Source organism: uncultured Campylobacter sp., from assembly GCF_938045225.1.
GTDB lineage: Bacteria > Campylobacterota > Campylobacteria > Campylobacterales > Campylobacteraceae > Campylobacter_A.
In genome coordinates, this window is sequence record NZ_CALINL010000031.1 from 1 (window position 1) to 11788 (window position 11788).

16 protein-coding genes are annotated in these 11788 nt (G+C 50.1%); 7 read left to right on the forward strand and 9 right to left on the reverse strand.

Features of this window, described 5'->3' with window-relative positions:
* The 4 genes from proC to Q0200_RS01905 all read right to left on the reverse strand — a co-directional run.
* The coding region (proC, locus tag Q0200_RS01890) for a pyrroline-5-carboxylate reductase (RefSeq protein ID WP_297937076.1) at positions 1–740 on the reverse strand (740 nt) is incomplete at its 3' end.
* Complete coding sequence (locus tag Q0200_RS01895) at positions 737–1327, reverse strand: hypothetical protein (protein ID WP_297937079.1); 591 nt, start codon at positions 1325–1327, stop codon at positions 737–739. The genes proC and Q0200_RS01895, both read right to left, overlap by 4 nt.
* A gap of 112 nt (positions 1328–1439) precedes the next feature.
* A complete protein-coding gene (locus Q0200_RS01900; protein WP_297937081.1) occupies positions 1440–2345 on the reverse strand; it encodes a restriction endonuclease in 906 nt (301 codons plus the stop codon).
* Positions 2346–2523: 178 nt separating this feature from the next.
* On the reverse strand, positions 2524–3783 hold the full coding sequence (locus tag Q0200_RS01905) for a glutamate-5-semialdehyde dehydrogenase (RefSeq protein WP_297937083.1): 1260 nt from the start codon (positions 3781–3783) through the stop codon (positions 2524–2526).
* Between the two features lie 189 nt (positions 3784–3972).
* On the opposite strand from Q0200_RS01905, the gene nhaA reads away from it, so the two are divergent.
* The gene (gene nhaA / locus Q0200_RS01910) at positions 3973–5154 is read left to right on the forward strand and encodes a Na+/H+ antiporter NhaA (RefSeq protein WP_297937085.1); all 1182 of its coding nucleotides are present in this window, start codon (positions 3973–3975) and stop codon (positions 5152–5154) included.
* Positions 5155–5167: 13 nt separating this feature from the next.
* Here the strand turns inward: nhaA and Q0200_RS01915 are convergent, their stop codons facing one another.
* On the reverse strand, positions 5168–5776 hold the full coding sequence (locus Q0200_RS01915) for a hypothetical protein (RefSeq protein ID WP_297937087.1): 609 nt from the start codon (positions 5774–5776) through the stop codon (positions 5168–5170).
* 199 nt (positions 5777–5975) lie between these two features.
* Positions 5976–7103, reverse strand: a complete 1128-nt coding sequence (proB, locus tag Q0200_RS01920) for a glutamate 5-kinase (RefSeq protein WP_297937089.1) — start codon at positions 7101–7103, stop codon at positions 5976–5978.
* Between the two features lie 18 nt (positions 7104–7121).
* Here proB and Q0200_RS01925 point away from each other — a divergent pair, with 18 nt between their 5' ends.
* Genes Q0200_RS01925 through Q0200_RS01950 form a run of 6 tightly spaced genes read left to right on the forward strand, consistent with a single transcriptional unit; the run spans position 7122 to position 9712 of the window.
* Positions 7122–7289: a hypothetical protein gene (locus tag Q0200_RS01925; RefSeq protein WP_297937091.1), complete on the forward strand. Its 168-nt coding sequence runs from the start codon at positions 7122–7124 to the stop codon at positions 7287–7289.
* 6 nt (positions 7290–7295) lie between these two features.
* Positions 7296–7661 (forward strand): hypothetical protein, encoded by a 366-nt coding sequence (locus Q0200_RS01930; protein WP_297937093.1) that lies wholly within the window; start codon positions 7296–7298, stop codon positions 7659–7661.
* A gap of 6 nt (positions 7662–7667) precedes the next feature.
* Positions 7668–7847, forward strand: coding sequence for a hypothetical protein (locus tag Q0200_RS01935; protein WP_297937095.1), 180 nt, complete (start codon positions 7668–7670; stop codon positions 7845–7847).
* Complete coding sequence (locus Q0200_RS01940; protein ID WP_297937097.1) at positions 7844–8044, forward strand: hypothetical protein; 201 nt, start codon at positions 7844–7846, stop codon at positions 8042–8044. The genes Q0200_RS01935 and Q0200_RS01940 overlap by 4 nt, the downstream gene beginning before the upstream one ends.
* Positions 8034–9053, forward strand: coding sequence for an iron ABC transporter permease (locus tag Q0200_RS01945; protein WP_297937099.1), 1020 nt, complete (start codon positions 8034–8036; stop codon positions 9051–9053). The genes Q0200_RS01940 and Q0200_RS01945 overlap by 11 nt, the downstream gene beginning before the upstream one ends.
* On the forward strand, positions 9050–9712 hold the full coding sequence (locus tag Q0200_RS01950; protein WP_297937101.1) for an ABC transporter ATP-binding protein: 663 nt from the start codon (positions 9050–9052) through the stop codon (positions 9710–9712). Before Q0200_RS01945 ends, Q0200_RS01950 begins: the two co-directional genes overlap by 4 nt.
* An 86-nt stretch (positions 9713–9798) precedes the next feature.
* On the opposite strand, the gene Q0200_RS01955 is transcribed toward Q0200_RS01950, so the two are convergent.
* The 3 genes from Q0200_RS01955 to Q0200_RS01965 are packed head-to-tail and all read right to left on the reverse strand — an operon-like array spanning position 9799 to position 11558.
* Positions 9799–10452 (reverse strand): winged helix-turn-helix domain-containing protein, encoded by a 654-nt coding sequence (locus tag Q0200_RS01955; protein WP_297937103.1) that lies wholly within the window; start codon positions 10450–10452, stop codon positions 9799–9801.
* A gap of 6 nt (positions 10453–10458) precedes the next feature.
* Positions 10459–11121: a NapC/NirT family cytochrome c gene (locus Q0200_RS01960; protein ID WP_297937106.1), complete on the reverse strand. Its 663-nt coding sequence runs from the start codon at positions 11119–11121 to the stop codon at positions 10459–10461.
* The gene (locus tag Q0200_RS01965; protein ID WP_297937108.1) at positions 11118–11558 is read right to left on the reverse strand and encodes a cytochrome c3 family protein; all 441 of its coding nucleotides are present in this window, start codon (positions 11556–11558) and stop codon (positions 11118–11120) included. The genes Q0200_RS01960 and Q0200_RS01965 overlap by 4 nt, the downstream gene beginning before the upstream one ends.
* Between the last annotated feature and the right edge of the window lie 230 nt (positions 11559–11788).

Sequence of the window (11788 nt, forward strand, 5' to 3'; positions counted from 1 at the left end):
GTGATTTCGTCGATGCCGCGCACCGCTTCCATGAACTCTTCGCTCAGGCGGCCGCCGGGTGAGCAAATTTCGTCTTTTAGGGCTGCAGGATGCTTGCCGCTTTTTAGCATGAGTCTCGCAGAGCCCGCGACGCTAGCAGCGACGGCTTCGTACGCCAGTGCTCTAGGCAGCCCCTCAAGCACTCCTGCATCGGCCGCAGCCTCGATAAACATAAAAACATAGGCCGGCAAGCTGCCTGCGATACCCGTAAATGCGGCAAATTTAGCCTCCTCCAGCTCATAAACGGTGCCGAAATTTTCAAAAATATCTCGCACCGCCGCTCGCTCGTCCGCGCTTAAATTTTCGTTAAAGCACAGCGCACTTACGCCCTCTGCGATTGCCGCGGGAGTGTTTGGCATCGCGCGCGCGACCTTAGCCTGCGCACCCAAAATTTGCATGCTTTGCTCCAAGCTAAAATTTGGCGCGAGCGTGACTATAACCTTACCTCTCGCTGAGTCTTTTATCAAATTTAATATATCCGCATACGCCGCGGGCTTGGTCGCTAGCACCGTGATATCGGCCGCCGACGCGACCGCAGCCTCACTCTCGCAGGCGTTTATGCCGCACTTTTCGCGCAGAGCCGCCGTTTTGCTCCTGGCATAGACGAACACACTCTCGCCGCCCAGCCTTTGCGCCAAATTTGCGATCATTGCGCCGCCCATATTTCCGCCACCGATAAAGCCGATTTTAGGATTTTTCATTTTATCACCTTTCTTAGAGCTCCGATTTTGACCGCCTTGCCCAAAAGCGCCTCGCGTATCGCGATATTTTCCGCCCAGATGGCGCCCGTAACCTGCCCGGGCGCCAAGATATAAACGCCGCCCGTCTGCGCCTCGTCGCTAGCCTTAAAGTCGTTGCCCACAACCAGCTCGTAGACGTCATTCGTGTCGTTTTCAAATTTTATAGCCACCTTTAACGTCGGCGCTTCGCCCTGTTTCGCCGCGCCCGCGTACTGCCCGAGCATGTTTTTGCTAAGCTTGCCATAGACGTCGCCGTCTGGGCTTAGATATATCCGCACGGCGCGCTTATCCGAGTTTTTGCCGTCCTTTTCGCCCTTGCCGACGCTCACGCTCATCTCGTAGGCGGTTTCTCCCGTCGGAAAATCCTTAAATTTTGCGTCCGGGACGAAAACCCGCACGTTGTCCGTTACTATTTTTTCGTCGTGCGTCTGCGGCGTTATGCCAGTTAGCACGATTGTGGATTTCACGTCCGCGCCCTTGTCCGAAACTAGCGCCAAGATCGGCACGCGCGTAAGCAGCGTCGTCTCGTAGCAACCGCTAAAAAACAAATGCCGCAACGAGAGCAAAGATAAATTTTATTTTTTCATCGGCTTCCTTTTATTTGCGCCGATTTTAGCATAAATTTCGCCTTTCTATGCCCGAGCGACGACCTGCGTCGGGTCAAATTTCATCGCCGAAAAAGTCGCCGTCAATATCGCAAATCTCGATATTTTGTCGCACCTGGACGCCTAGTTTGTATTTTATCATCAGCTCCGCCAGCCGCTCGCCGTCGATCAAAACGACCGTGTGACTTTGCACGTTTGCCGCATACTCTTTGGCATCCTTGCTAAATTTTGACGTCGTGATAAACACGCCCTTTTTGGTCTGCTTATCCGAGATCGCGCCGACGAATTTTTGAATTTCAGGGCGTGAAACTGCGCCTTGCCAGCTTTTAGCCTGGACGTAAATTTGCGACAACCCAAGCTCGTCCTCGTCTATAATGCCGTCTATACCGCCGTCCGAGCCGCTTTTGGTTAGTCTGCCTACTCCGTAGTCCATTTTTTCGAGCAAGCGCGCCACCAAATACTCAAAAAAGCTCGGCTTTTTCTGCGAAATTTCGTCTAAAATTTGAGATTTTAGATTTTGCGCGAGCTCGTCTGCCGTCTCGGCGATGACGTCGATAGGCGTCTTTTCTTGCATTGCGGTTTGCGAGATTTCGGCACTCGGCGAGCTTTTGTTTTTATAAATTTCATCGTACCAAGCCTCAAATTTCGCCTGCGCATCCTTGCTTTTTAGTATTTGTTTGCCAAGATCCGTTATCTCGTACACGCCTCTGCCGATTTTTTTGACTGGCTTTTTGGTGCCGGGTAAATTTATGACTTCTTTATTACCTGCAAAATACGACAACGCCCAGCCCGCGCGGTTAACGTACAAAAGCATGCCGCTAGGTATCCTTTGCGAGAGTTCGTCGTCGCTAAATTTATAGTGCTCCGCGACAAATTTACAAACCTCTTTTCTATCCACGCTGCCGTGCTCGCCGATAAATCTTAAAATCGGAAACATCATCTCTTTGTAGCTTGGTATCATCGTTTTCCCTTATCTATTAAATTTTATAAATTTGACCCCAAATTTAAACGCAAAACGATAAGGCGAAGTATTTTTGTCATAGACGAGGCGGATAAGCAAGGGCAAAGGAGCGTATATGTAATACGTGACTGCAGCCCGCAGCGAAATCAAACGAAGTATATGACAAAAAGACGAGCCGCTAACGAATTTGCCCGCCTCCGCGGACGACGTATTTGTAGGTCGTAAGCTCCCTCACCCCCATCGGCCCTCTGGCGTGCAGCTTTTGCGTGCTGATGCCGATCTCGCCGCCGAATCCAAACTCGCTGCCGTCGCTAAAACGCGTCGAGGCGTTGGCGTATACGACCGCACTGCCGACTTCGTTCAAAAATCGCTCGACGTTTGCGTAGTTTTCGCTCAAAATCGCGTCCGAATGCCCGCTAGAATGCGCGTTTATAAAGCCGATCGCCTCATCCGTATCTCGCACCGCGCGTACGGCCAAAACGAGATCCAAAAACTCGGCGCCAAAATCGCTCTCACTTGCAGCCTTAACGTTTGCCAAACCGCGCAACTCCGACTCGCACGCGCCTAGAAGCTGCTCACTCACGCGAAACTCGACCTCCGGCATCTCGCGCACCAGCTCCGGTAAAATTTCGTCCGCTATGCACTCATGCAAAAGTACGCACTCAACGGCGTTACAGACGCTTGGGCGCTGGGTTTTGGCGTTTTTGATTATCTTTGCAGCCTCGCTCAAATTTGCGCTCTCATCGACGAAGATATGACACACCCCTGCACCCGTCATGATGATCGGTACGGTCGCATTTTGCGCGATAAAATCTTTTAAGCTCTTGCCGCCGCGCGGTATCAAAACGTCGATATACTCGCTCATTTTCGCCATTTGTGCCACTACTTCGCGTTCGGCGCTCTCCACGAGCTGCACTGCGCCCGTCGGTAAGCCGAATTTCGCCCCCGATTCGTTAAATAAATTTACTAAAAAGATGTTCGAATTTAGCGCGCTAGCACTGCCTCGCAGGATAGCCGCATTGCCGCTTTTTAGCGCCAAAGCCGCCGCGTCGATGCTGACATTTGGGCGGCTCTCGTAGATGATGCCCAGCACCCCCAGCGGCACGCGCACGCGGCTGATTTGCATGCCATTTGGATGGCTCCAGCCGCCTAGATTTTCGCCCACGACCTCTGCAAAGCCCGCCACCTCGCGCACACCCTGCGCCATAGCCTCGATACGGGCGTCCGTTAGTCGCAGGCGGTCTAGCAACGCCGCGCTCAAGCCTGATCTCTCGCCGTTTGCAAGGTCTTTGGCGTTCGCCGCTTTTATAGCCTCTTTTTGCGCTAGCAGCTCGTCTGCCACGGCGTTTAAAATTTCAAATTTAGCCTTGCTACCAAGTCTCAAAAGCTCGCTGCAAGCGACCTTTGCGCGCTTACAAATCTCTAAAATTTCATTCATTTTCGCTCCTTAATCTATAAAAACCGTACGCAAGCGTCCCGCCCCTCCGCAAGCGCGGCAAGGCAAATTTTAGCGACGCGTCTAATAAATTTACCTTTAAATTTGACTTGATTATAGCCAAATTCGCCCGAATTTTATGCGAGCGTAAAAATACGCTATAATCGCCAAAATTTATAAAAAGGAAGCAAAATGGGCGGAATAAAAGAGTTTTTAAAGCACGAAGCCAGCGGCGGGATTTTGCTGATGATCGCTACGGTCGCGGCACTACTATGTCAAAACACGTTTTTGAGCGATTTTTACAACGAATTTTTAAATACCAAATTTACCATGAGCTTCGGCGAATACGGACTAAGCAAACCCCTGATCTTGTGGGTAAACGACGGATTGATGGCGGTATTTTTCTTTCTCATCGGACTTGAGCTAAAGCGCGAGGTGCTGGAGGGCGAGCTAAAAAATCCGTCGCAAATCGCGCTGCCAGCGATCGGCGCGGCAGGCGGCCTGATAGTGCCCGCGGTTATCTTCTATCTTTTTACAAAACACGACTCCTTCGCGCTTGGCGGCTGGGCGATACCGACGGCGACGGATATCGCGTTTGCTCTGGGGATTTTGAGCCTACTCGGGCCGCGCGTGCCGACTAGTTTAAAAATTTTCCTCATGACGCTAGCCATCGTCGACGACCTCTGCGCGATCGTGATTATCGCGCTGTTTTACACGAGCGAGCTTAGTGCTCAAATGCTTGTGGTCGCGAGCATTTGTCTAGCCGCGCTTTTTGCGCTAAACAGACTCGGCGTAAAGAGTAAGGCGGCCTATCTGATAGTAGGCGCGGTGATGTGGGTAGCGGTGCTAAAATCTGGCGTTCACGCCACGCTTGCGGGCGTCGTGGCGGCCTTTTTCATACCGCTTAGCTTTAAAGACGCACCGGGCAAATCAATGCTAAAAAGCATCGAGCACGACCTACACGGCTGGGTGGCGTTTGGCGTGCTGCCGATATTTGCCTTCGTAAACGCAGGCATCTCGCTGCGAGGCGTCGGACTGGACGAGATTTTGTCTCCGGTCGCGCTAGGCACGGCGCTGGGGCTTTTCGTCGGCAAGCAGATCGGGGTATTTTCTTTTAGCTTTTTAGCGATCAAATTTAAGCTAGCCAAGCTACCAGAAGGCTCAAATTTTATCCAGCTTTACGGCATCGCCGTGCTTTGCGGCGTCGGGTTTACGATGAGCCTTTTCGTCAACAGTCTAGCCTACAACGACACGGACGTATTTGCCTACACCGACAAGCTTGCTATCTTGCTAGGTTCGGTAGTTTCTGGCGCCGCCGGGTTTATATTGCTAAAATTTAGCACCGAAAATCCGGGCGCGATAGAAAAACGGTAGCGAGCAAAGCGGCTCACTCCCGCCGGCCGCCTCGTAATCTATAAATCAAATCGCACGCTACGTGCGCAAAGCTCGCAAACACAAAGCCGATACCCAGCCCGACGGCTAGGTTGTAAAGCACGCTGTCGTTTGCGAGGGAGTAGTTGTCAAATCGCACGTAAACGCCACATCTGCCGCCCATCCCTTCAGGCGCAAAGAGCAGCCCGCTAAGTGCGAGAAAGCAAAATCCGCCGAGTACGAGGAATTTCGCGCCTGTCACGATCAAATTTACGCCTCCGACATCCGAGCGGCCGTAGTTTAGACAAAAGACGGCGGCGAAAAAGCAGATCCAAAACGGCGCGGCGCAGGCGTAAAAAGCAATCACGTTTAGGCTCGCGCCGTTGTTTGCAAAGTCGTCTAAAAACGGTGCAAAAACCCGCACGCCACGGATAAAAGGCAGCCAAAATTTAAGCTCTAAAATCTCGTCCAGGCTCAAATTTAGCACCCAAATCCCAAGCGCGGCAAAAAATACGACTCCGAGCGAAAACGGCGCCCAGCCTGCTAAAATCGCTCTCTCAAACAAGCCTTTACGCGCTGCAGAGTCGCGCCCGAATTTCGCTTTTGCCGATTCTTTTTCGTTCATTGTTTTCCTTAAATTTATCCGTATTTTAAAGCGCGCTCAAAAATCAACCGTCAAATTTAACGGCGACCGCACATGATCAAATTTAGCCGCCGCGTCCGTTTAAATTTCACCCGCCATGCAGCAAAATTTGCTCTAAATTTAGCACAAATTTGACGCGCTCACGACTAAATTTAGCCGCAGGCAAACCGCCAAATTTAACCTAAATCAGCGCGATGTTGTCGATATGCAGCGCCTCGTCCTCGTATTTGTAGCCAAGAACCGCCTCGATCTCCTCGCTCTTGCGCCCTTTTATGAGGGCTAACTCGGCCGAGGAGTAGTTTGTTATGCCGCGGGCTAGCGCTCGGCCGCTTGCGTCTTTGACAGCCAGCGTTTCGCCGCGCTCAAACTCGCCCACGACCTCGCGGATGCCGACTGCTAGCAGGCTTTTGCCCTCTTTTAGCGCCTTTGCCGCGCCCGCGTCGATAGCGACCGAGCCGTTATCCGCGGCTGAGTAGGCGAGCCAGTATTTACGCGAGTTTATCCTGTTTTTGCCCGCCAAAAATAGCGTCCCGACCTCGCTGCCCTGCGCTGCTCGCACGATATTTCGCGGGTCGGCGCCGTTTGCGATGATGAGGTGAGTGCCGTTTTTGGTCGCCATCTGGGCTGCGGTGATTTTGGTTCGCATGCCGCCGGTGCCAAATTTACTGCCCTCCGCACCAGCAGCCGCTCTGATGCTATCATCTAAATTTTCGACCAAATTTATAAATTTAGCGTCCGCAAAAACACTTGGATTTTTGTCGTATAGCCCGTCGATATCGGTCAAAATTACTAACAAATCAGCCTCGATTAGCCCCGCAACCAGCGCGCTTAGCGTGTCGTTGTCGCCCACTTTCACGCCCTTGATGCCCTCGCCCACGACGGGATCGTTTTCGTTGATGACGGGGATGATTTTTTTAGCGAGCAAGGAGCGTAGGACGCTGCGCATATTTAGGTAGCGGCGGCGGTCGCTAAAGTCGTCTTTGGTCAGCAGCAGTTGCGCTATCGTCTTGCCGTGCGCCCAAAATAAAATTTGATAAAGATGGATGAGCGAAACCTGCCCGATGGCGGCAAGCGCTTGCTTTTCGACGATGGATTTTGGCTTGTGCGCGAGCTTCATCTGCCCCATGCCCGCACCCACGGCGCCCGAGGTTACGAAGACTACTTCGGCGTTTTCGTTTAGCTCGCTTAAATTTGCCACGATTTGCTTGATTTTGTCCTCGTTTAGCGAGCCGTCCGCGTTTGCCAGCGTTGAGGTGCCGACCTTTACGACGATGCGTTTTACGCCGCCTAGAAGCTCTTTTCTGTCCATTTTCTCGCTCCGAAATTTTTGAAAATTATACCCAAAACGGCTTATTTTAAATTTTTACTCGGCTTTTTGCTTGCGCTTGGCTTGGCGTTTGGCGGCGAGTTTAGCGTCAAAGATATGCGCGGCGCGGAGGTCAAGATCGCATCTCCGCTTGAGAGGGTCGCTACGATCGACGACGGATTTGCCTAGAGCATCATGACGCATCTTGGCGTGATTGATAAGGTCAAGCTCATCGGCTCGTGGTCTATGAAGCGAGACTACAAATATGACTTCACCACCAAAGCGGGCGAAGCTTACACGCTTCGCGGATGGAACGTCATGAAGTATCTGCACCCGTGGTTAAATGACCTGCCGTGCGTAAATTCGCCGCAAGGAAACGTCATAAATTTCGAAGCCTTAGCAAACGAAAATCCGCAGCTAGTGATCCTTCGTATCCGAGACTGTACGCTACGCGGCTCAAATAAAGACGCCGTAGAAAAAACGATCGCCACTATCGAGGCGCTAGGCATCCCGCTTGCCGTGATCTATGCTCCAAGAGGTGCCAAAATCGCAACGATGTAAGAGGAGATGCGGGTGCTGGGGGAGATATTTGGACAAAAGGACAAGGCTCTAAAGCTCTTTGAATACCTCGACAAAACCCAAAAACTCGTGCAGGAGCGCACGGCAAATTTAAAAGAGGATCAAAAGGTCAGCATGCTCTACATGGGGCTTAATCCAAACATCCGCAAAAACGGTGGTCGCCGATGAACTGCGCGCGCCGCGTGGAGTATCTGGTAGACATCCTAATAATCGCAAAAGCGGCCTATCCGCAGCTCTTTTCGGACATCAAGGTTCATAAATTCGTCCTTGATTTTTACAAAGACGTTTACGGCGTGAGCGAGGAGCAGGCAAAGGCGCTTAGAAGCGAGCAAATTTTAGACTGGACGGTAGAGAATGACTTTTAAGCCAGGCGCTTTTAAGTCAAATTTACTATTTTTATTCGTTCTTTTGGGCGCGCTTTTGCTTTGTATGATCGCGGCGCTCATGCTCGGGGATTATAAAATTTCGATCGCTAAAATTTTGGACGTTTTAAATTTGAAAATTTTTGACATCCCCGCCGCAGGTATCTCCAAGATGGATCAAACCGTCATCTTTGAAATCAGAATTCCTAGAATTTTAACCGCCGTGATAGTGGGTTTCGCGCTTTCAAACGCGGGCGCGATATATCAGGCCTGCTTTAAAAACCCGCTTGTTGAGCCATTTATACTGGGAGCCGGCTCGGGCGCGGCTCTGGCGATACTGTTTTCCGGCATATTTTTTAATATCGCTCTAAGTGCGTTTGCGTTTTCGTTTTTCGCGGTGCTTTTATCCTACACGCTTGCAAAAAACGGCGGCATAGTGCCCGTGGTGGGGCTTATATTATCGGGCGTCATCGTAAGCTCGATATTTTCGGCGTGCGTATCTATAGTAAAATACGTCAGCGAGGACGCGCAGCTAAGAGAGATCACATTTTGGATGATGGGCGGGCTGTACTACTCCAAATGGCAAAGCCTAGGCGAGATCGCCTCAGTCACGGGAGTTTGCTTTTTGGCGCTTTGCACGCTTGCGTGGAAGTTAAATTTACTAAGCCTGGGCGACGATCAGGCAAGAAGCCTCGGCATAAATCCCGAAAAATACAAGCTTATATTTATAACGATCGCTACTTTGATGACCGCCGTGTGCGTGGCAAACGTGGGCATCATCGCGTGGATCGGGCTTATAATGCCTCACGTCGCGCGCCTCATAAGTGGACCTGATAACAGATGGGTGCTGCCGCTATCGGGGCTCATAGGCGCGCTGTATCTACTCGTATGCGACACGCTCGCGCGCACGGTAGCGATGGCGGAGATTCCCGTGGGCATCATAACCTCTTTGGTGGGCGCGCCCTTTCTCATCGCGCTTTTAAGAAGCAAGGCAAAGGAGCTGCTAAAATGATACTGCAAACGAAAAATTTATCCTTTAGCTACGGCGGATTTGGTCTCGAAGACGTAAGCATCGAGATCAAAAGAGGCAGCATATGCGGGCTTTTGGGCACCAACGGCAGCGGCAAGAGCACGTTTTTTAACTGCTGTATGAAATTTCTAAGCATCAAAGGCGGTGAAATTTACGTTGATTCGCAAAATACGAAACACAAAAGCCCCGCGTGGATGGCTAAAAACATCGCCTACGTCGCGCAGCACACCGAGCTGCATTTTCCGTTTTTCGTAAGGGATATCGTCCTGATGGGCCGCTCCACGCACGTAAAGAGCCTGTTTGGCTTTAGCAAAGACGACAAAAGGGCGGTGAGCGAGGCGATGGAGTTTATCGGTATCTCGCATCTAGCCGATAAAAAGATGAACGAGCTTAGCGGCGGGCAGAGGCAGCTCGTTTTTATCGCTAGGGCGCTTGCGCAGGATACGCCGCTGATACTACTTGACGAGCCGACGTCCGCGCTTGATTTTAAAAACCAGATCACGCTTTGGAAAATTTTAAAAAAGGTCGCTGCTGGCGGCAAGACGATCGTCATCTGCACGCACGAGCCAAACCACATCCTTTGGTTTTGCGACGAAGTGATAGTGTTTAAGGGCGGGCGGGCAGCGTCGCGCAGGTTTTAAACGACGAGCTGCTGACTAAAATTTACGGCGACGTCTGCACCTTTGAAAGGCTCGCGCAAAAAGAGGTGATCCTGCCTAAGCTCTAGCTACTCCTCCAAACTATACCCGATACTGCGCACGGTTTTGATTAGCTCAAAGGGTAGCTTCGCGCGCAGCTGGCGCACGAGCGAGCGCAGGCGATCGGATGAGACCTCTTCGTCCTTATAGATACTCCACTCAAGCTCTTGGATCGTTACTACGTGCGGGGCGTTTTTAGCTAAAATTTCTAAAAACAAACCCTCTTTTTTGCCCAGCATTATATTTGTGCCGTTTATGTGTAGCGTGAGGCTGTTTTTGTCGTATATAGCGCCGTTTTTTAGCTCAAATTTGCTTCCGAGCAAAATTCGGCAGTTTCTAAACACGCGAAACAAAAACTCCTCGGGCAAAAAAGGCTTTACCATAAAGTCGTCGTATTTGGCGTAGTAAATTTTCTTATAAAGCGCGGGGATGGCCTTATCTATAAGGATCATAACGGGAGTTAGACTCCCGTTATCTCGCAGAAATTTGACCGAGTCGAAATTTGCCAGATCCTTCGTCTTTACGTCGATGACGTAAAAGATGTAGCGGTTGCCGTTGTAATAATCCTCTTTTAGCTCGCTTAAATTTTCAAAGCGAACTATGCGGATGTTAAAGCGGTAAAGCGCGGCGTTGAGGTTTAGCTGCATCTGAGCGTCGTCGCTAACGAGCAAAATTTTCTTCATTTTAGCCTACTTTTTGGTGGCATTGCCTTCTTTATTTTCTACTTTCGGCCCCACATAATCCTCCCCAAAATATGCCTTTTTTATCTCTTCTTTTTTGATTGCGGCTTTCTTTTCGTAGATTTTGTATTCAGGCTTCCAGTAGTTTAGCATATTGTTTAGCCCGCTGTGGCCTACCTCGGCATGACAGCTAGCGCAGGCTAGTTGCTTATCGGTATTTAGCAGGCTTTGATAGTGAGCGTGCATCTTTTGAGCTTGAGCCGAAGTTAGCTTATTATCTACCAAATTCGTATGGCAGCTAACGCAACCGTTATCAAATACGAAGTGCTCTCTTTTCTCTCTGTTTTTATGCCAGTCTATAGCCTCCGGGTCTTTAAAGAAATGAACGTATCCCTCCATTACTCCGTTTTTAGCTTTAGTTAAAACGTATTTGGCTAGGTTGTCGTGAGGTATGTGGCAGTCTACGCATTTAGCCCTTACTCCGCTTTTACCCTTGCCGCTATGTACGTCGTTACTATAAGCTATAACCATAGGATCCATCTCGTGGCACACTACGCAAAACTTCTCTCCGCTAGTTTCTTCTAGGGCGTAATGCACGGGCAGTACGACTAAAAACCCTATAATGCCGCTTACTAATATAATAAGCGCTAGTACTTTCTTTGAAATTTTCATGGCGTTACCCCCATCCATTGCGGAACTTCGTGTTCGTGGCACTCCGTGCACATATTGGTTGATTTTTTATGCTCGTTGTGGCACTCGTCGCAGTATAGCGTAGGGCCGTCGTGAACCGAGTTGTGGGGATTTGCTTTTAGCAGATCCATGTATTCTAGTCTTTTAGCTATCTTTTTCTTGTCGCCGTGACAGGACAAACAGCCTTTATCACCGATAGATTTAAATTTACTAGCGTCGTTTCCTTGTCCTTCGTGACAATCAAGACAGGTGAAGCTTAGCTTTTCGTGGTGAGGCTTTAAAGGGTGTTTGGCTCGCAGCTCGTCGGTGACATTTAGATCTACTAAAGACGTTATCTTTGCGCTTGGTGCATCTGCGCTAAATGCAAAAGAGCATAATAGCATAGATGCGCACAAGGCGAGAAACGTTTTATGTTTCATGCGAATTCCTTTCGATGAGGATTTAAAGAGACACGTTCTCTTTGTCGTTAAATTTGAGGGGCAAATTTTGTTTTCTAATTTTTAACTCTTTAAGTAAAAAACAACCATTTGAGGTTGTTTTTTACTTTGTTGTAAAGGGGGAAGGGGCTTGAATTACGAAGTCGCTCCCTTCCCCCTTAACAATCCCCCAACCCCTACGACGTGAGAAGTTGCTGCACTGCGTGCAGGTT